This window comes from Parviterribacter multiflagellatus (assembly GCF_056863265.1).
In genome coordinates this window covers 100997-120497 of sequence record NZ_JBXPIZ010000008.1, presented here as the reverse complement: position 1 = coordinate 120497, position 19501 = coordinate 100997, and the positions used below count along the sequence as shown (strand labels likewise).

Here is a 19501-nt window from a genome sequence, read left to right as displayed (position 1 = left end):
AGGTCCTCAGGTCGTCGCGGTGACCTTGTTGAGGCCTGCAGGCTGATCGGGGTCGGCGCCGCGCGCGCGGGCGACGGCGAGGGAGAGCTGCTGGAGCCGGATCGCGTGCACGAGCGGCCGCAGGTGCTCGGGCAGGTTGCCCGGGACGGGCACGACGCCGGCCTGCCCGGCGAGCGGCTCGCCGATCACCCACGGCGCGCCCGGGCCCGCGGCCAGCCGCTCCACGAGCGACGCCGCGTCGTCCGACACCGGCCCCGGCGCGTGGTGGACGAGGACCGGATGGCCGGTCTCGGCGAGCGCGATCGGCCCGTGCCGCACGTCGACCGTCGACCACGCGAGGTGCGCAGTCGCGGTCGTCTCGATGAGCTTGAGCGCCGCCTCCCGCGCGATGGGGAGGAGGACCCCGCGCCCGACGTGGATCGCGATCTCGGCGGGCGCCAGCCACGTCGCCGCCTCCTCGACCGCCTCCGGCGTCGCGACGGCCGCGGCGATCGCGTCGACCACCGCGGTGGCCGGCACGGCGAAGCGGCCGGGCCACCCCTCGCCGCTCTCCAGCTCCGCCGCCAGCAGCGCGAAGGCCAGCAGCGTCGCGGTGAACGTCTTCGTCGCCGGCACCGCGCGCTCGACCCCCGCCTCCAGCGGCACGCACAGCGCGGCGGCGTCGGCCAGCGGCGACGACGGATCGTTCGTGACCGCCACCGTCACCGCGCCGCCGGCCCGCTGAGCCTCGAGCGCCGACACGATCTCCGGCGTGCGGCCCGACTGCGACACCGCGATCGCCAGCACGCCCTCCAGCGACGGCGCCGCGCCGTAGCGCGTCACGAGCGACGGCGCCGTCGACCACGCGGGGACGCCGAGCGCCTGCTCCAGCAGGTAGCGCCCGTACGCGGCGGCGTGGTCGGACGAGCCGCGGGCGGTCAGCGCCACGCCGCGCAGGCCGGCGGGCGCCGCCGCGGCGACCAGCGCCCGCAGCGGCCTCGCCCAGCCGGCAACGCCGTCGAGCTGCGCCGCGACCACGCGCGGCGCCTCGGCGATCTCGGACGCCATCGTGGCGCCCAGCGGCCCGGCCACGGCCGGCGGCCCTAGCCCTGCATCGCGGCCTGGAACGACGGCAGCTGCCGCTGCTGCGCCTCCAGCATCCGCTCGCGGTACACGCCGTAGACCTGGTCGGTGTCGGTGAGCGTGACGCCCGGCACCGTCGGCGAGGCGAACGTCGGCAGCTCGACGCCGCGTGCCGCCAGCTCAGTGGCGGTGCGCGCGATCAACTCGTGCGTGAGCGCCATCGCGAGCACCGTGGACGAGCCCGCGACCGGGCGCGACCACCCGTCGACCGGCACGATCGCGTCCTCGACCGGCGCGCCGGTGTCGATCACGATGTCGGCGACGTCGGGCAGGCGGTTGCCGGACGAGTGCGACGCCTTCTGGTCGAGCATCTTCGCGCACGTGACCGCGACGACCGTCACGCCCCGCTCCTTGCAGTACATCGCCGTCTCGATGCCCGCGGCGTTGCGGCCCGAGTGCGAGTAGACGATGATCGCGTCGCCCTCGTTGATGGGCTGATGGGCGAGGAACTTGTCGACGTAGCCCTCGGTGCGCTCGAGCCACAGCAGCTCGCGCACGCCGCCCGCGCCGAGCACGTTGTGCCACATCACGCGCGGGTCGGTGAGCGGGTTGAGGCCGATGAAGCTCCCGTAGCGCGGGAACGCCTCCTGCGTCGGCAGCACCGAGTGCCCGGAGCCGTAGAGGTGGACGAGCCCGCCGTCGGCGAGCGTCGACGCGAACACCGCCGCCGCCTCCTCCAGCGCCTCGGCGTTGGTCTGCTCGGCCTGCTGCAGGAGCGCGATGAGGCGGGGGAGGTAGAGGTCAGCCATGTGGGGTGGGTCCTTTCGTGTGAACAAGAAGCGTCAGAAGCTGCGCAGGACGGAGCGGATCTCGTAGCGATCGCCGCGCATGGTGGAACGGGTGAACTCGAACGGGCCCTCGGCGTCCACGGTCGTCCGCTCGACGACGAAGACGGGGGAGCCGGGCGCGATCTCGAGCAGCTCCGCGTCGGCCTCCGTGGCGGAGTCGACGCGGTAGACCTCCGCGGCCTCGCGCGGCGTGATGCCGTGCCGGTCGCGCAGGACGTCGTACAGGGAGGTGTCCTCGTCGGTCAGCGCCAGGTCGCGCGCGCGGTCCATCCGGATGTGCGCGGTCTGCACGCCGACGGGGGAGCCGTCGCCCGTCCGCAGCCGCCGCAGCCGGTGGACCTCGACGCCCTCGACGATGTCGAGCGCGGCGGCCACCTCGGGCGAGGCGGGCACGACGGTCGCGTCGAGCAGCCGGGTGCCGGGGACGAAGCCCAGTCGCTGGATCTCGTGGGTGAACGAGATGAGCCCGGTCGCGCCCGCGACCATCCGCGCGTCGCGCACGAACGTGCCGCGGCCCTGGTCGCGCCGCAGCAGGCCCTCGGTCTCCAGCCGCTGGACGGCGTGGCGGACGGTGATGCGCGAGACGCCGAACGTGTCGCACAGGACGTCCTCGGGCGGGATCTGCGAGCCCGGCCGCCAGGCGCCGGACGAGATCCGGTCCCGCAGGGCCTCCGCGAGCTGGTGCCACAGCGGCTCCGGCCGCGAGCGGTCCAGCGGCCGCAGGTCGCTCGTGTCCGTCATCTCGGTCACCCCCTGACCTCCCACCAGACGGCGCCGCTTCGTGCGGCGACCAGTGCTCCGACGATCCCCGCGCGCGGGCCGAACGCCCCCGCGCGCACCGGCACGCCGCGCAGGTGCGCCGGCACCCGCGCGTCGATGCCCTCCGACACCAGCGGCCCGAGCACGTCCACGGCCGCGGCGACGCCGCCGGCGAGCAGGACGACCTCGGGGTCGAGCAGCGCGATCGCGCCCGACACCGTCGTGGCCAGTGCGGTCGCAACGCCGGCGAGCGCGTCCCGCGCCGCCACGTCACCACGTCGGGCCGCGTCGATCAACCCGCGTCCGTCACGGATCTGCGGAAGCTTCGTCGCGAGATCGTCGAGCGCGGCGCCGGACGCCTGCCGCTCGAGCCACCCGAGCCGCGGGTGCGCGACGTCGTCCACGTCGGCCGACGCCCACCCGAACGACACCGCGCCGCCGTGGGCGCCCCGCGCGATCCGCCCCTCGCACAGCACGGCGGACCCGATGCCGGTCCCGACCGCGAGCAGGAGCGCGTCGCGCGTGCCGCGCGCCGCGCCGTGGGTGACCTCGGCCAGCAGCGCGAGGTGCGCGTCGTTGGCCACGACGACCCGGGCGCCCGGCACCGCGGGCGCCAGCGCGGACGCGAGGTCCACGCCGTCGAGGAACGGCAGGTTCGGCACCCAGCGGCAGCGGGTGCCGTCGACGAGCCCGGGGATGGTGATGCCGACGCCGGCGATGGGAGAACCCTCTACTTGCGAGGCGTGCAGCGCAACCCTCTCGACCAGCTCGGCGACCGACGCCGGGGCCGCCTCGTCCGCGACGACCACCGGCGCGGTGACCGCGTCCGCGAACTCCGCCGACGCCCACGCCGCCCGCAGCGACGTGCCGCCGAGGTCGATGCCCAGCAGCGCGCTCATCCCGACAGCCCCGTGCGCGCCATCGTGTTCACGAAGAAGCGCTGGAGGAAGACGAACAGGATCAGCGGCGGCAGCACCGCCAGCGTCGCGCCGGCCATCACCAGCGGCGTGTTCTCCGCCGACCCGGTGTAGGTCAGCAGCCGCGCCAGCGACAGCACGATCGGCGCGCTCTCCTCGTTCCCCTGCAGGACCGTCAGCGGCCACAGGTACGAGTTCCAGTGGTAGACGAACGCGAACAGCGCGAGCGCCGCCATCGCCGGCACCACGGTCGGCGCGACGATGCGGAACACGATCCTCAGCTCCGACGCGCCGTCCAGCCGTGCGGCCTCGATCAGCTCGTCCGGCACCCCGGCGATGAACTGCCGCATGAGGAAGATGCCGAACGCGTTGGCGAGGTTCGGGACGATCACGCCCGTCAGCGACGCGTCCAGCGAGAGCTCGCCGACGATCCGGTACAGCGGGATGAGCGTCACGATCGGCGGCAGGAACATCGTCGCCACCAGCAGCGCGAACAACGCGTTCTTGCCGCGGAACCGGTACTTGGCGAAGACGTAGCCGGCGAGCAGCGACGTGACGAGGATCCCGGCCGTCGTGATCCCCGCGATGAGCGCCGAGTTCATGAACGAGCGGCCGACGTCGATGACGTCCGCCACGCCGGTGTACGCGTCCAGCGACGGCGAGCCCGGCACCCAGACGGGCGGGGTCTGCAGCGTCTCGTCGGCGGTCTTCAGCGACGTCAGCACCATCCACAGGACGGGGAACGCCGCGACGACGCACGACACCAGGACGAACGAGTAGGCGAGGCCGCGGCGGCCCAGGCGGACGAAGGTCACTGGTCGTCCCCCCGGCGGGCGAGCGCGAACACGAAGGTCACGACGACCATCAGCGCGAGCAGCAGCGTGACGGCCATCGCCGATGCGAGACCGCCCTGCGAGCGCTCGATCCCGACCTCGCGGATGTGGTACGTGAGCACGTTGGTGGAGCCGACGGGGCCGCCCTGGGTGATGGCGGCGACCGGCTCGAAGACCTGGATCGCGTTGATGAGCGCGATGACGACGCAGAAGAGCAGCGTCCGGCGCAGCAGCGGGATCGTGATCCGGAAGAGGAGCCGCACGTGGCGCGCGCCGTCCAGCGCGGCGGCCTCGTAGACGGACGCGGGGATCTGCGTCAGGCCCGCGACGACGAGCACGGTGAAGTAGCCGAGCTGCTGCCACACGTTGAGCAGCACGAGCGACACCAGCGCGCTGCTCGTGTCCGACAGCCACGGCTGGGGGTCGATCCCGAACCACCCGAGCGCCTGGTTGAGCGGTCCCTCGGTGGGCGAGTACAGCTTCGACCACACGATCGCGACGGCGATCATCGGCACCGTGTAGGTCGAGAAGAGGATCGTGCGCAGCGCCGTCGTCCCGCGCAGCGTCGCGCGCTGGATGAGGATGCCGAACAGCACGGAGAGCGGCAGGATCAGGACGATCGACAGGCCCGCGTACACGAAGGTGTTGCGCAGCGCCTGGCGGAAGTCGCGGCCGACCGAGCCGGCCTCGAAGAGCCGCTGGAAGTTGTCGAGCCCGACCCACTCGGCCTCGCCGAACGGGGTCGCGGTCGACCACTTGTGCAGCGACAGCCAGACGGTGAGGGCGATCGGCAGCAGGACGAAGACCACGATCAGCCCGACGCTGGGCGCCAAGAAGAGCGTGGTCCACCAGCGCTGTCGCGAGATGGCCATGGGTGGGGAGCCGGCGGCGAGAGCGAGCGGGGCCGACGTGAGCCCCGCTCGCTGGGTCGCTCAGATCAGCCGGCGCTCTCCAGGATCGAGTCGCCGTCCTCCTGGGCGCGCTGCTGCGCGTCCGCGGCGCTCATCTGGCCCGCCTGCAGGGCCTCGAGCGTCTTCTGGAGGCCGTCGGTGAACTCGGCGCCGCCGACCACGATCGGGAACGGCTTCGCCTGCGGGAGCATGTCGACGTAGGCCTTGAGGAACGGCCGGTCGAGGTCCTTCGCGTACGCCTCGATGTCCGACGTGCGCGACGGCAGGATGCCCATCGACTGGAGGAGGTCGGCCATCGCCGAGGCGCCGTCCTTGCCGGAGTCCGGCGAGTTGAGGTACTGGAGGAACTTCCAGGCCTCGGCCTGCTCGCGCTCGCTCGCCTTGCCGTTGACGATCGACAGCCACGAGTAGGAGATCGGGGCGGGCTCGGTGCCGCTCGGGCCGACCGGGATGGGCGCGGTGGCGACGTCGTCGAACTTGCCCTTCATGCCGGCCTTCAGCGCCGACTCCCACCAGTTGGCCATGATGATCATCGCCGTCTTGCCCGACACGAAGTTGTCGAGGTACGGGCCGGTGGTGTTCGCGTCGGCCTGGCTCATCTGGGCGCTCGTGACCTTGTCCTTCACGAGCCGCTCGACGAGCTCGAACGTCTCCTTCGCCTGCGGCGTGTCGAGCGTCGTCTTGCCGTCGGTGATGAGCGCACCGCCGTTGGAGCCCAGCAGCGACGCCCACGGGTGGACGACGCCGGAGTTCCACGACGAGATCATCCCGAAGCCCTGCTGGGTGATCCGGTCGCCGTCGCGCTTGGTCAGCTTCTGCGCGGCGGCCACGAGCTCGTCCCACGTCTTGGGCGGCTCGGCGACCCCGGCCTCCTCGAAGAGACGCTTGTTGTAGTTGAGCGCGTAGAGGTCGACCTCGTTCGGGATGCCGTACGGCTTGCCGTCGACGCTCGCCGCGCCGACGAGGTTCTCCGGCCACGCGGACTGCAGCTCGGTGCCGACCTCGGCCGGCGCCTCGGCGACCACGCCGTCACGCACGAGCTCGGGCAGCCACAGGTCGTAGATCGACGCCATCGTCGCGCCGTTGTCGCTGCCGGCCGACGACTGGAGCGTCGTGCGCAGGTCCGCGAACGGGACGGCCTTGACCTTGACCGTGACGTTCGGGTTCTGCGTCTTGTAGTCGGCGGCGACGGCCTCGAGCTGCTTGACCGTCTCCGGCGCCCAGTGGGTGAGGAACGTCAGCTCGACCGGGCCCGAGCCGCTGGCCGCGGCGCCCTCGCCGCCGTCGTCGTTGTCGTCGCCCCCACAGGCGCTGAGCGCCAGGGCGCTGATGGCCGCGCCAACGGCCAGCCATCGCGTCGTCTTGAACATCGGGTGCTTCCCCCTCCTTCGGTGTGCCCTGCCGCTTGGTCCCTCGCTGCGGTCCGGGCCCGCTCGATAGGGAATACCAATATGACGTTATAATGAATTGCATGCGGTCGACGTTCTGTCAACCGGAGCGGGCGTGACCAGCCTCTGGAGCGCGAGGACCCTCCTGCGTGCCGGCTTCGTGCCGGCCGCCGTCGTTCTGGGCCCGGACGGGACGATCGCCGCCGTGCACGAGCGCGCAGAGCCGGCGCCCGGAGACACCGTGCTGGACGAAGGCGTCCTGTCCGCCGGAATGGTCGACCTCCAGCTCAACGGCTGCGCGGGCGTCGACCTGGCGTCGGCCGACGCCGACGGGTGGGGGCGGGCCGCCGCGCACCAGGCCGCGCACGGCGTCACCGCGTTCTGCCCGACGTTCATCACCGCGCCGCTGGAGCGGCTGCTCGCGCTCGCCGGCGAGGCAACGCACGCGGCCTCGCTGCTCGCCGGGTGCCCGGTCGCCCAGCCGCTCGGCGCGCACCTCGAAGGTCCGTTCCTGGCGCCGGGCCGCGCCGGCGCGCACCCGCCGGACGCGATGCGCGAGCCCACGCCGGGGGCCATCGACGCCGTGCTGGAGGCGCGGGACGACGTCGCGCTCGTGACGCTCGCGCCCGAGCTGCCCGGCGCCCGCGACGCGATCGCGCGGCTCGCCCACGCCGGCATCCGCGTCTCGCTCGGGCACACCGACGCGACCGCCGCGCGCATCGCCGACGCCGCGGCGGCCGGGGCGACGCTCGTCACCCACCTCTTCAACGCGCAGCGCCCGCTGCACCACCGCGAGCCGGGCGTGCCGGGCCGGGCGCTGGTCGACCCGCGCCTCGTCTGCGGGCTGATCGCCGACCTGCACCACGTCGCGCCGGACGTGATCCGCGTGGCGTTCGCGGCCGCGGGGCCGGGTCGCATCGCGCTGGTCTCCGACGCGGTCGCCGCCGCCGGGATGGCGCCGGGCCCGTTCCACCACGGGCCGCTGACCGCGTACGCGCACGCCGACGGGCCTCCGCGGCTGGCCGACGGGACGCTCGCGGGCTCGGCGCTCCACCTCGACGAGGCGGTGCGCAACGTGATCGGGCTCGGCATCCCCGCCGACACCGCGCTGCGTGCGGCGACGTCCGTGCCCGCGGCTGCGCTCGGCGATGCCACGCGGGGCGAGATCGTGTCCGGCCGGCGCGCCGACCTCGTGTGGTGGGACGACGACTTCGAGGTCCGCGCGACGTGGGTCGCGGGCCTGCAGGCAGCAGCATGAACAGGAGGAGGAGCTGATGGCCGACATCGCCTTCGAGGGCGTGACCAAGCGCTATCCGGACGGCACGGTCGCCGTGCGGGACCTGGACCTCACGGTCGCCGACGGCGAGCTCGTGATCCTCGTCGGGCCGTCCGGCTGCGGGAAGTCGACCGCGCTGCGGATGGTCGCCGGGCTGGAGGAGGTGAGCGAGGGCGAGATCCTCCTCGACGGCGAGCGCGTCACGAAGAAGGCGCCGAGCGACCGCGACATCGCGATGGTCTTCCAGAACTACGCGCTGTACCCGCACATGACCGTCGCGGACAACATGGGCTTCGCGCTGCGCCTGCGGGGCGTCTCGAAGAAGGACACCCTCGCGCGCGTGCGCGAGACGGCGGCCGCGCTGGAGCTCGAGGAGCTGCTGGACCGCAAGCCCGCGCGGCTCTCGGGCGGCCAGCGTCAGCGCGTGGCGATGGGGCGCGCGATCGTGCGCTCCCCGAAGGCGTTCCTCATGGACGAGCCGCTGTCGAACCTCGACGCGAAGTTGCGCGTGCAGCTGCGGGCCGAGATCGCGCGGCTCAAGCAGCGGCTCGGCGCCACGATGCTCTACGTCACCCACGACCAGACCGAGGCCATGACGCTCGGCGACCGCGTCGTGGCGATGAAGGGCGGGGTGCTGCAGCAGGTCGGCGCGCCGAAGGAGCTGTACCACCGGCCGGCCAACGTCTTCGTCGCGGGCTTCATCGGCTCGCCGGCGATGAACCTCCTGCGCGGGCGGATCTCCGGGTCGCGGGTCGAGCTGCCGTTCGCGACGGTCGACCTGGGGGAGGCGCGGCGCTCGCGCCTGCCCGTCAGCGAGGGCGACGAGGTCGTGGTCGGCCTGCGCCCGCACGCGTTCGCGGACGCCGCGCTGCTCGACGAGGCCCAACTGGCGCGCGGGGTGGCGTTCGACGCGACGGTCGAGGTGCTCGAGGCGCTCGGCAGCGAGACGTTCGCCGAGGTCGCGGCCGAGGGTGCGGACGCGCTGACGGTGCGGCTCGACGCGGAGTCGCTGCTCGCCGTCGCCGACCGCGCGCGTGTGTGGCTGGACCCCCGCGGGGTCCACCTCTTCGCCACCGACGACGAGGGCCGCAACCTGGAGCTGGAGCCGACGGGCGCGCTGCTCGCCGCGTAGTCGGAAGGCTGGCGTTCCGCCGCGCGGTCCGTCAAGCTGCGCGGCCTCATGCACGGACGCGTCTCCTTCCTCCTCGCCCTGCTCGCGGCCGCGGCGTTCCCCGCGGCGGCGCCCGCGACGATCACGGTCGGCGTCTCCGGTGACGCCGTGGTGCTCACCGACCCCGACGGCGACGACAACGGCTTCCTCGTCGAGGCGTTCGAGGACGCGGTCGACGGCCCGCTCGTCACGGTCCACGACACTCGCGCCGTCGACGCGATGGCGACGCCGATCGCGCCGTGCACGCTCCGCCGCCCGCGCGTGGTCCAGTGCCCCGCGACGGGCGTCGAGACCCTGCGCGTCTTCATGGGGGCGGGCGACGACGACCTCTCCGTCCACGGATGGCTCCGGTTCGAGGTGCACGGCGAGGAGGGCGACGACGAGCTGGAGGGCTCCCCGCGGGACGACGTGCTCGACGGCGGCGCGGGGAGCGACCGAGTCGTAGGCCGCCTCGGCGCGGATGTCCTGCGCGGTGGCGAGGGGAACGACCTCGTCGACGCGCGCGTCGGCGAGGAGAAGGAGCCCGTGCTCGACCCGGTGGTCGATTGCGGCGCCGGCGACGACAGCGTCCGTCTGCACGGGCTCGTGGAGACGGCCGCGGGCTGCGAGGTCGCCGCGCCCGAGATGACCGCCGCTCCGCGCATCACGGGGGACCCGTGGACCTACGGCACGGTGCGCGTCGAGACGGCGCTGCTCGGCGGGCCGTTCGACGTCAGCGTCGAGTGGCAGCACTGCGAGCAGACGTGCGACACGGTGGGAACCCGCTCCGAGCTGTTCCTGGACCCGTGGTTCGCGGGGCGCAAGATCCGCGCGCGCGTGCAGGCGTCCAACCGTGCCGGGGAGTCGCTGGGATGGTCGGCCTTCTCCGCGCCGATCGGCGTCGGCACGGCGCCGGTGGTGCCGTCGCTTCCGCACCGCCTCCCGGCCCCGGTCCGGCGCCCCGCGCCCGAGGCGCGCGAGGCGCCCGCCGCGCTCCTCGCGCGGGCGCGCTCGGACCTGACGGCGCAGGTCGGACCGCTCGCCACGGGGCTGGCCAAGCGCGACCCGCGGCGCGTGGGCGCCGCGCTGGCCCACACCGTCGTCCCGCCGTCGCGCGGGCAGCTGGGCGTCCGTTGGACGGTCTCGGCGGCCGTCGCGCGGAGGCACGGCCTGCGGGTCGCCGGGAGCGCGCCGATCACCGTCGCGCGCGCCGCCGCGCGGAGGGTCGGCGGCGGGTTCCGCGCGCGCATGATCGTGACGCCGACCAAGGAGGGCCGGCGGCTGCTCGCCCGGGCGAGTCGTGTGCCGCTAACGCTCCGGCTGCGGTTCGTGCCCGCGGCGGTCAAGCAGGCGGTCGAGGTGAGCGCCCCGTTCACCCTCCGCCGCCGTTAGCTGCGATTCACCTGCGCCGCCCTACCGTGGGATCTATGGAGAAGGTTGTGAAGTCCGAGCAGGAGTGGCGGGAGCAGCTCTCGCCCGAGCAGTACCACGTGCTGCGCGAGGCGGGGACCGAACGGCCGTTCACCGGGGCGCTGCTGGCCAACAAGGCCGACGGCACCTACGCGTGTGCGGCGTGCGGCAACGAGCTCTTCGACAGCGAGACCAAGTACGACTCGCACTGCGGCTGGCCCAGCTTCTACGACGCCAAGCCCGGGTCGGTCGAGCTGCTCGAGGACCGCAGCCACGGCATGATCCGCGTCGAGGTCCGCTGCGCGAAGTGCGAGTCGCACCTCGGCCACGTCTTCGACGACGGCCCAGCGCCGACGGGCGTCCGCTACTGCATGAACTCGCTGGCGCTGGGGTTCGAGGGCAGCTAGTCCGGCTAGGCGCGCGCGGCGAGGCCGCGCTCGCGCAGCTCCCGCACGTGCTGGATCTCCTGCGGCGTCGGCCCCTGCTTGTCGGGACCGGGCGTCTCCAGGACGCACGGCAGGTCCTGGAACCGCGGCTCGGAGAGGAAGACCGCGCAACCGTCGTCGCCCAGCTCGCCCTGGCCGATGTCCGCGTGGCGGTCGCGGTTGGAGCCGAGGGGGAACTGCGAGTCGTTGAGGTGCAGCGAGCCGAGCCGCTCGACGCCGACCTTCTCGACGCACTCGTCGAGCGTCTGGGTGAGGCCCTCGGCGGTGCGGATGTCGTAGCCGGAGGCGAGCAGGTGGCAGCTGTCGAGGCAGAGCCCGAGCCGCTCGTCGCCGCCCGCGGCGTCGATCAGCGCCGCCAGCTCGGCGAAGGAGCGCCCCAGCGTGCCGCCCGCGCCGGCGGTGTTCTCGAGGTGGAGCGGGCAGCGCTCGGACTCCTCGAGTGCCTCGCGGATCACCTCGCCGGCGCGCTTGATCGCCTCGCCGACGTCGCCCGTCTTCGCGCTGCCGGGATGGAGCACGACGCCGACCGCGCCGAGCTCGTCGCCTGCGCGCAGGGACGTCTTCAGCGAGAGCAGCGTCTTCGCGCGGATCTCCGGATCCTCCGACGCGCAGTTGAGGAGGTACACCGCGTGGATGAGGAGCGCGTCGACGTCCGACGCGTCCTTCGCGGCGTGGAACGCCTCGATCTCGGCGTCGGGGTACTCGCGCGGCTTCCACATCCGCGGGCTCTGGTTGAAGATCTGGATGGCGTGGCAGCCGCGCTCGACACCGCGCTCGACCGCCTTGGCCACCCCGCCGGCGGGCGAGACGTGGGCTCCGATCAACATGCGCCGCAGACATTAGTCGCAGTCTCTGCGCACTTCCGTGACGAAGCGTTCGGGTGTCGCGGCACGGGCGGTGTCATCCTGGCGTGCGATGCGCGTTCGCTTCGCTCCTTCCCCGACCGGCGCCCTCCACATCGGCGGCGCCCGCACCGCTCTCTTCAACTGGCTCCAGGCCCGCCACGACGGCGGGACGCTCCTGCTGCGCATCGAGGACACCGACCGCGAGCGGTCGACGCCCGAGAACGTCGAGCAGATCCTCGACGCGCTGAAGTGGCTCGAGCTCGACTGGGACGAAGGCCCCGTCTCGCAGGTCGCCAGCTCCGAGCGCCATCAGGCGGCGCTGCAGCAGCTCATCGATGCCGGGCACGTCTACCGCTCGACCGCGACGGGCGACGACGTGAAGGCGTACAAGGCCGAGCACGGGGCGGACAAGGGCTTCCGCGGGGAGGACGAGGGCGAGGGCGCGTTCCGCCTGCGCGTGCCCGACGAGGGGGAGACGGTCGTCCACGACCTCATCCGCGGCGACACGACGTTCCGGCACGTGCATCTCGACGACCCCGTGATCGCCCGCGCGGACGGCTCGGTGCTCTACAACTTCGCGGTCGCGATCGACGACCTCGACGCGGGCGTCACGCACGTCATCCGCGGCGAGGACCACCTCTCCAACACCCCCAAGCAGCTGCTCGTCTTCGAGGCGCTGGGGGCGGAGCCGCCGGTCTACGCGCACATCCCGCTCATCCACGGGCCGGACGGCAAGAAGCTGTCCAAGCGCCACGGCGCTGCGTCGGTGCAGGAGCTGCGCGACGCGGGCTACCTGCCGGAGGCGGTGCGCAACTACCTGTCGCTGCTCGGGTGGGGCACGGACGACGACACGACGATCATGGCGACCGACGAGCTCGTCAAGCGGTTCGACGTCGCACGCGTGCAGAAGAACCCGGCGCGGTTCGACGAGCAGAAGCTCCGCTGGCTCAACGGCATCTACATCCGCGAGCTGCCGGTGGAGGAGCTGACGGCGCGGGTCGAGGCGTTCTACGGGCGCGACGGGCTCGGGCCGGCGGTCGAGATCTCCCAGGAGAAGCTTCAGACGCTCGCGGACTTCTGGCCGCTGGCGGGCTTCATCTACGACGGCGTCGACGGGTACGACGAGAAGGCCGTCAAGAAGTGGCTCGACGAGGCGGGGGTGGCGAACCTCGCCGCGGCGCGCGAGGCGCTCGCGGCGGTGGACCGGTTCTCGGTGGAATCGCTGGAGAGCGCGCTTCAGGCGGTCATCGACGCGCGGGGGGAGAAGCCGGGGAAGGTCTTCCAGCCGATCCGCGTGGCGCTCTCGGGCACCTCCGTGTCGCCCGGCATCTTCGAGACGCTGGCCGTGCTCGGACGCGACGAGTCGCTGCGGCGGATCGACGCCGCCCTGGCCCGATGAGGTAGAACACCGTTCACGGGGGCTTGACGCGGGCGGCTCGCTCCTGTCAACTCAACCATGCGTCCATAGCTGCCGATAACGGGGCCAGATCCACCCGTCCCGGAGCTCAGCAAGGAATGTCCACGCCCGAAACCGCTACACGCACGACGCCGCCCTCAGCGCAGGCTGGCGCACAGCGCCGCCATAACGAGGGCCACGGCCGTCGTCTGACTGCGGCGTTCGAGGCCCTCGAGGCGTTCCCTGCCCTCGCGGAGTCCCGCAACCGTCTTCTCCGCGTCGTCTCGCAGGAGCGCGTCTCCGCCGGCGAGGTCGTCGCGGCCGTCGAGTCCGACTGCGCCCTCGTCATCTCGGTCCTTCGTCTGGCCAACCAGGTCGAGGGCCGTTCGCGCGGCCGCGTCGAGTCGGTGGTCAAGTCCGTCGAGCTGCTGTCGCCGGAGGCCGTCCAGGCGCTGGCGTCGCGGGCTCGCACCTACGACTTCTTCGAGCGCTCGTCCGTCTGGGACGCCGCGCCCGAGCGCTTCCGCCTGCACGGCATCGCGACGCAGCGTGCCGCCGATCGTCTCGCCACCGAGACGGGCTACGAGAACCGCGACCGCCTCATGGTCACGGCGCTCCTGCACGACATCGGCAAGCTCGTCCTGATGCACGCGTACCCGGGCTACCCCGGCCAGGTGCACTCCGGCGCCCGCACCCCTGAGGAGCGCATCCACAAGGAGCGCCGCGAGCTCGGTGTCGACCACGCGCTGGTCGGCGGCGTCCTCGCCCGCCGGTGGGGCCTGCCGAAGTCGGTCGCGTCGGTCATCGAGCGCCACCACGCCGAGGACGTCTCCGGCGAGGCCGCGTACGTCCGCCTGGCGGACATGCTCGCGCACTACTCGCAGGGCCAGGCCGTCTCGCCGACGGAGCTGCTCAAGACCGCCCGCGTCATCGGCATGGGCCCCGCGGACCTGCGCAGCGTCATGTACGACCTGCCGTACCCGCAGACCGGCCGCCAGCGCTCGATCGACCCGTGCCCGCTCTCCTCGCGCGAGCTCGAGGTCCTCAAGCGCCTCGCCGAGGGCAAGGTCTACAAGCAGATCGCGCACGAGCTCTCGCTCTCGACGAGCACCGTCCGCACCCACCTGCACAACATCTACGGAAAGCTCGGCGCTGTCGACCGCGCGCAGGCCGTCCTCCTCGCCACCGAGCGCGGCTGGCTCTAGGCCACACCGCACCACCACGCTTGACCGAAGCGCCGGCATCCGCCGGCGCTTCGTCGTTCCGGGCCGGCGCGGGTGGGAAGTTCCGCCGCGAGCGGCCCGCACCTTGCGCGTGATTGTCGGGCGGGTTTGTGGGGTTTAGCCGGTAGACTGCCGGGGCCGTGATCTCGATCACCACGAAGTCCCCGTACGCCGTGAAGGCGCTCGCCGAGCTCGGCCGCACAGGCGGCACGGAGCCGGTGCCGATCGGCGAGCTGGCCCGTCGCCGTGACATCCCCGTCCAGTTCCTCGAGCAGCTGTTCGCGGTGCTGCGCCGCGGCGGCATCCTCAAGAGCCAGCGCGGCGTCAAGGGCGGCTACTCGTTCGCCAAGGAGCCGTCGACGATCACGGTCCTCGAGATCGTCGAGCTGCTCGACGGCCCGCTCGGCCGCGACGCCGAGGGCGTCTTCGCCGAGGCCGCCACCGCGGCCCGCGCGGTCCTCGAGCAGACCTCCATCGCCGACGTCGTCGAGCGCGAGCGCCGCGACGCCGGCGCGGCGATGTACTACATCTGACCCGCCCGCCGGCCCTCACCGACGCCGAGCGTACGACGCTGCGCGCGCTCGTCACCCCGCGGCGCAGCGCCCGGATGCTCGCCATCACGAGCCGCGCCGACGTCACCGCGCTGCTCCACCACTTCCACGACTTCGAGCGCCGCTACACGGTCCCGATCGCGCCCCGCGACCAGACGGCCGGTTGGATCGCCGCCGAGCTGCGCCGGCGCCGCGCGGGGGAGACGGTCACGGCGCTCTCCGACGACGAGGAGCTCGACGGCGGCACGTGGGAGCTCGACGCGGCGCTCGCCGCGACCGTCGGCTGGCGGCCCGGCACGCTCCTCATCGCCCGCCCCGGCCACCTCGCGTACTACGAGGGCGAGGACGAGCGCCTGATCCTCCACCGGGGCTAGGCTCGCCGCCGTGCTGCGCATCGTCTTCTTCCAGCCCCAGATCCCCGGGAACACGGGGAACGCGATCCGGCTGTCGGCCGTGAGCGGGTGCGAGCTGCATCTGATCAGGCCGTTGGGGTTCGACCTGAGCGACGCGAACCTGCGGCGGGCGGGGCTCGACTACCACGACCTCGCGCACCTGACCGTGCACGAGACGCTGGAGGACGCGTGGGCGGTGCTGGGGGAGGCGAACGTGTACGCGTTCACCGCGCACGCGCAGCGCACCTACACCGACGTCGCGTACACGGCGGACGACGTGCTCGTGTTCGGGCCGGAGGCGACGGGGCTCCCGGACGACGTGCTGTACGACACACATGTGACCGACCGGCTGAAGCTCCCGATGCTCCCCGGTCGCCGCTCGCTGAACCTCAGCAACACCGCTGCCATCGCGGTCTACGAGGCGTGGCGGCAGCTCGGGTTCGCCCAGGCCAACCTCTCGACCGGCTGATCGGCCCACCCCCCTTGTGGGGACGCGCGCCCAGTACATCCGTTGAAGAGCGTGGTGAAACAGCCCTGCCCCACCGATGCTGTGGATCGTGTCCCAGCGGGCCTCCATCTTCCTCTCCAGCCTCGCCCTCGCCGTGCTCGCCCTCCCCGCGTCGGCCAGCGCCGCGCAGCGGTGGGCAGCCCCCGACGGCGACGGCCTTGGCCCGTGCCTCGAGATCGACCCCTGCTCGCTCGCCGATGCGGCGAGCGGCGCTGTCGCGCTCGACGAGGTCGTCGTCACCACCGGCTCGAGCGACTACGTCGTCGCGACCACGATCCAGGTCCCGGCCTACGTCACGCTCCGCGCCGCTGACGCCGACGACCGCCCGCGGCTCGTCGCCGACCCGGCCCTGAGCGGCTCCGTCGTCCGCGCCAGCGGCACCGACGCGACGGTCGCCGGGCTCGAGCTCGACGCCCGCCCGGCCCCCTCGGCGCTGGGCGTCGATCTGGCGACGGGCGCTGCCGGCGCCCAGCTCGTCGTGCGCTCCGCGTCGACCGCCGCGCGCATCGGCGGCAGCGCGATCACGCTCCGTGACACGGTCGCGATCAGCGAGTCCGCGGTCACGTCGGCCGCTGCTGTCTCGCTCCGCGACGGCACGCCGTCCGCGCCGGTCCGGCTGGTCAACGTCACCGCGATCGCGGCCGCGGGCTCCGCGCGCGCCATCCGCTGCGGCGCGGGCACGACGACCATCACGAACTCGATCCTCCGCGGCGCAGGCCTCGACGTCGCCGACGTCTCCAGCACCAGCTGCACCGTCACGTCGAGCGCCTATCGCGCCGCGAGCTCCAGCCCGTCGATCGTCGACGGCGGCGGCAACACGGCCGCCGACCCGGTCTACGCCGCGACGGGCGACTACGTCCCCGCGAAGGGCTCGCCGACCGTCGACGCCGGCGTCACCGACGGCACCGAGGCGGCCCGCCGCGACGTCAACGGCCAGACCCGCGTCCTGGACGGCAAGATCGACCTCGGCGCCTACGAGCTGTACGTCGCGCCGGCCACGCCGGACACGGGCACCCCGACCGTGGACCCCGCGCCCGCGACTCCCACGCCCGCGCCGACGGCGACGACGACCGCGGCCCCGCTCAGCACGCTCGCGCAGGAGGAGCAGATCGTGCTCCCGCCCGCGACCGCGCCCGACCTCGGCAAGAGCGTCACGCTCCAGGCCGCCGCCGGCGCCGTCCGCGTCAAGCTCCCCGGCACCGACCGCTACGTCGACCTGGCCAGCGCCTCGACGCTCCCCGTCGGGACGATCGTCGACACGAACGACGGCTCGGTCACGCTCACCAGCGAGCTGGCCGACGGCACGACGCAGTCGGGCACGTTCGGCGGCGGCAAGTTCAGCGTCGCGCAGTCCGCCGACGGCCAGGGGATGACCGACATCGTCCTGCGCGGCGGCTGGTTCCAGTCCTGCATCCCGGCCGACGAGCGCGCCGCCCGCGCCGCGCAGCGCGCCGCCGCCAAGAAGGGGAAGGTGACCGCGCGCGCCGCGGCCGCCGCCGGGCGCAAGCGCAAGCCGGTCCGCAGCCTGTGGTCGAAGGACAAGCGCGGCAAGTTCCGCACCCACGGCGCGACGTCGATCACGACGGTCCGCGGCACCTCCTGGGTCACCGAGGACACGTGCGAGGGCACGGTCACGCGGGTGACCGAGGGCGCGGTCGACGTCAAGGGCAAGCGCAGCGGCAAGGTCACGCGGGTGAAGGCGGGGCAGTCCGTGCTCGTCAAGCGCCTGCCGCGTCCGAAGCTCAAGTAGGCGCGGCGCCGCCGCGCGAGCCGGACATCCGTCCGCGAAGCTCGCGCGGCCTGGACATGAGACCGATGCTGCTTGTGTGCTGCGCCGTCACACCACGCTCCTGGGCGTCGCGCTCGCCGCGCTGATCGCTCCCGCGACGGCGAGCGCCGCGGACGAGATCGTCGTCACGCCCGATCCCGGGCTGCTCGGACTCGGGCTCTGCCTGCCGCTCGATCCGTGCACGCTGGCGGAGGCCGTGAGCGAGGCGGACGCGGGCGACACGATCGTCCTGCAGAGCGGCAGGCACCAGCTCACCGCGCCGCTCGACCTGCCCGCGGGCGTGAGCATCGTGGGGGAGCCCGGCAAGCCGCACGCCGAGCTGGGCGCGACGCTCGACCTGCTCGGCCCGACGCTCACTGCGCGCAACGCGACCGTCCGCCACCTGGAGATCGCGGCGACGGGGCTCGGCCAGCCGGCCCTGCGTCTGCGCGACCGCGGCACGATCGAGGACGTCCTCGTCGTCTCGGCCACCGGCCCGGCGACCGCGGTCGAGGCCGGCCAGGGCGACGTGGTGGTCCGCGACAGCGTGCTCATCAGCCGCTCGGGCGACAGCGGCACGGCGGCGCTGCGGATCGATGGCACGCAGCCGGTCGCGGTCCGCAACCTCACCGTCTGGTCGGCCTTCGGCGCCGGCGGCATCCGCTGCGACGACGCCGGCGGCCAGACGACGATCCTCAACACGCTCGTGCGCGGGTCGGCCTACGACGTCCGCGGCGACCCGGCCGGCTGCTCGGTCGGCCACTCGGGCGTGCGGGCGGGCAAGCTCGATGGTGTGACCGTGCGCGGCGGCAACGTCGCGGACGACCCGCAGGTGCTCGACGCCGCGGCGCAGGACCTGCGGCCGGGCTCGGGCTCGCCGATGATCGACCGCGGCACCGCCGACGCGAAGCTGGGGAGCACGGATCCTGACGGCCGCGCGCGGACGCTCGGCACGGCGCCGGACATCGGCGCGTACGAGTCGACCGAGAGCCGCCCGGTGCCCGATCCGGACCCGGACCCCGGCACCGACCCCGGCCCCGGGACCGACCCGAGCGGCGACGGCGGCCCGGTCGGCGGCGGCAACGGGAACGGCGGCGGCGACGGCGCGCCAGGCAAGAGCGGCGCGGACCACGGCCAGGGCGCCGACCAGCGCGCGACACCCGCCACACCCGCCACGCCGGCCACGCCCGGGACGCCCGCCATCCCCGCGACGCCCGCGACCCCCGCCGCGCCCGCGCTCGGCAAGTCGGTCGTGCTCGACGCCGAGCAGGGCAAGGTGAAGGTCAAGCTCCCCGGTAGCGACACGTACGTCTCGCTCGCCGACGCCAAGAGCCTCCCGGTCGGCACCGTCGTCGACGCGCGCGCGGGCACGGTGACGCTCACCAGCCAGCTGCCGGGCGGCCGCACGCAGACCGGCACGTTCAGCGGCGGCGCCTTCCAGGTCCGCCAGCCGCGCGACCTGCGCGGGGTGACCGACATCGTCCTGACCGGCGGGAGCTTCGCGGGCTGCGCGAAGGCGAGCACGCGGGTGACTGCCCGGGCGGCGATCGCTGGCACGGCCAAGAAGAAGCGCTCGGGCAAGAGCGTCCGCAAGCTGTGGGCCGAGGACGAAGGCGGCCGCTTCCGCACGCACGGCTCCGCCTCGGTCACGACGGTGCGCGGCACGCGCTGGCTCACCGAGGATCGCTGCGACGGCACGTACACGAAGGTCACGGCCGGCGCGGTCGACGTGCGGGCCAAGCGCACCGGCGAGGTCACGCGCGTCAAGAAGGGCGAGTCGCTGCTCGTCCACGCAAACGGGACTCGGTGATCCGTCCA

19 protein-coding genes are annotated in these 19501 nt (G+C 73.5%); 11 read left to right on the top strand and 8 right to left on the bottom strand.

Annotated features, from left to right (window positions below):
• Window positions 1-6: 6 nt before the first annotated feature.
• The 7 genes from AC1UE5_RS17855 to AC1UE5_RS17825 all read right to left on the bottom strand — a co-directional run bounded on the left by AC1UE5_RS17855 (window position 7) and on the right by AC1UE5_RS17825 (window position 6700).
• Window positions 7-1071 carry an SIS domain-containing protein gene (locus tag AC1UE5_RS17855; RefSeq protein WP_482925974.1) on the bottom strand — a complete coding sequence of 355 codons (1065 nt, stop codon included), beginning with the start codon at window positions 1069-1071 and terminating at the stop codon, window positions 7-9.
• Window positions 1072-1082: 11 nt separating this feature from the next.
• Window positions 1083-1871, bottom strand: a complete 789-nt coding sequence (locus AC1UE5_RS17850; protein WP_482925972.1) for a sugar isomerase domain-containing protein — start codon at window positions 1869-1871, stop codon at window positions 1083-1085.
• Between the two features lie 33 nt (window positions 1872-1904).
• Window positions 1905-2651, bottom strand: a complete 747-nt coding sequence (locus AC1UE5_RS17845) for a GntR family transcriptional regulator (protein ID WP_482926400.1) — start codon at window positions 2649-2651, stop codon at window positions 1905-1907.
• Between the two features lie 5 nt (window positions 2652-2656).
• The gene (locus tag AC1UE5_RS17840; protein WP_482925970.1) at window positions 2657-3568 is read right to left on the bottom strand and encodes an ROK family protein; all 912 of its coding nucleotides are present in this window, start codon (window positions 3566-3568) and stop codon (window positions 2657-2659) included.
• On the bottom strand, window positions 3565-4401 hold the full coding sequence (locus tag AC1UE5_RS17835) for a carbohydrate ABC transporter permease (RefSeq protein ID WP_482925968.1): 837 nt from the start codon (window positions 4399-4401) through the stop codon (window positions 3565-3567). Before AC1UE5_RS17835 ends, AC1UE5_RS17840 begins: the two co-directional genes overlap by 4 nt.
• Window positions 4398-5291 (bottom strand): carbohydrate ABC transporter permease, encoded by an 894-nt coding sequence (locus AC1UE5_RS17830; protein ID WP_482925966.1) that lies wholly within the window; start codon window positions 5289-5291, stop codon window positions 4398-4400. Before AC1UE5_RS17830 ends, AC1UE5_RS17835 begins: the two co-directional genes overlap by 4 nt.
• A gap of 65 nt (window positions 5292-5356) precedes the next feature.
• Complete coding sequence (locus tag AC1UE5_RS17825; RefSeq protein WP_482925964.1) at window positions 5357-6700, bottom strand: ABC transporter substrate-binding protein; 1344 nt, start codon at window positions 6698-6700, stop codon at window positions 5357-5359.
• Window positions 6701-6833: 133 nt separating this feature from the next.
• On the opposite strand from AC1UE5_RS17825, the gene nagA reads away from it, so the two are divergent.
• The 4 genes from nagA to msrB are packed head-to-tail and all read left to right on the top strand — an operon-like array spanning window position 6834 to window position 10961.
• The gene (gene nagA / locus AC1UE5_RS17820; RefSeq protein WP_482925962.1) at window positions 6834-7976 is read left to right on the top strand and encodes an N-acetylglucosamine-6-phosphate deacetylase; all 1143 of its coding nucleotides are present in this window, start codon (window positions 6834-6836) and stop codon (window positions 7974-7976) included.
• Between the two features lie 16 nt (window positions 7977-7992).
• A complete protein-coding gene (locus AC1UE5_RS17815) occupies window positions 7993-9126 on the top strand; it encodes an ABC transporter ATP-binding protein (protein ID WP_482925960.1) in 1134 nt (377 codons plus the stop codon).
• A gap of 48 nt (window positions 9127-9174) precedes the next feature.
• Window positions 9175-10536, top strand: a complete 1362-nt coding sequence (locus tag AC1UE5_RS17810) for a calcium-binding protein (RefSeq protein WP_482925958.1) — start codon at window positions 9175-9177, stop codon at window positions 10534-10536.
• A gap of 35 nt (window positions 10537-10571) precedes the next feature.
• Complete coding sequence (gene msrB, locus AC1UE5_RS17805; protein WP_482925956.1) at window positions 10572-10961, top strand: peptide-methionine (R)-S-oxide reductase MsrB; 390 nt, start codon at window positions 10572-10574, stop codon at window positions 10959-10961.
• A gap of 5 nt (window positions 10962-10966) precedes the next feature.
• Here msrB and AC1UE5_RS17800 read toward each other — a convergent pair whose 3' ends face one another.
• Window positions 10967-11827, bottom strand: a complete 861-nt coding sequence (locus tag AC1UE5_RS17800) for a deoxyribonuclease IV (protein WP_482925954.1) — start codon at window positions 11825-11827, stop codon at window positions 10967-10969.
• Window positions 11828-11915: 88 nt separating this feature from the next.
• Here AC1UE5_RS17800 and gltX point away from each other — a divergent pair, with 88 nt between their 5' ends.
• The 7 genes from gltX (at window position 11916) to AC1UE5_RS17765 (ending at window position 19493) form a co-directional block, all read left to right on the top strand.
• Entirely contained in the window at window positions 11916-13244 is a 1329-nt protein-coding gene (gene gltX, locus AC1UE5_RS17795; RefSeq protein ID WP_482925952.1) for a glutamate--tRNA ligase, read from the top strand.
• Between the two features lie 116 nt (window positions 13245-13360).
• On the top strand, window positions 13361-14446 hold the full coding sequence (locus tag AC1UE5_RS17790; protein ID WP_482925950.1) for an HDOD domain-containing protein: 1086 nt from the start codon (window positions 13361-13363) through the stop codon (window positions 14444-14446).
• Window positions 14447-14604: 158 nt separating this feature from the next.
• A complete protein-coding gene (locus AC1UE5_RS17785; protein WP_482925948.1) occupies window positions 14605-14997 on the top strand; it encodes an RrF2 family transcriptional regulator in 393 nt (130 codons plus the stop codon).
• A 74-nt stretch (window positions 14998-15071) separates the two neighbouring features.
• Complete coding sequence (locus AC1UE5_RS17780; protein ID WP_482925946.1) at window positions 15072-15389, top strand: hypothetical protein; 318 nt, start codon at window positions 15072-15074, stop codon at window positions 15387-15389.
• A gap of 10 nt (window positions 15390-15399) precedes the next feature.
• Entirely contained in the window at window positions 15400-15876 is a 477-nt protein-coding gene (locus AC1UE5_RS17775) for a tRNA (cytidine(34)-2'-O)-methyltransferase (RefSeq protein ID WP_482925944.1), read from the top strand.
• Window positions 15877-15964: 88 nt separating this feature from the next.
• A complete protein-coding gene (locus AC1UE5_RS17770) occupies window positions 15965-17665 on the top strand; it encodes a choice-of-anchor Q domain-containing protein (protein WP_482925942.1) in 1701 nt (566 codons plus the stop codon).
• Window positions 17666-17741: 76 nt separating this feature from the next.
• On the top strand, window positions 17742-19493 hold the full coding sequence (locus tag AC1UE5_RS17765) for a choice-of-anchor Q domain-containing protein (protein ID WP_482925940.1): 1752 nt from the start codon (window positions 17742-17744) through the stop codon (window positions 19491-19493).
• Window positions 19494-19501: the final 8 nt, after the last annotated feature.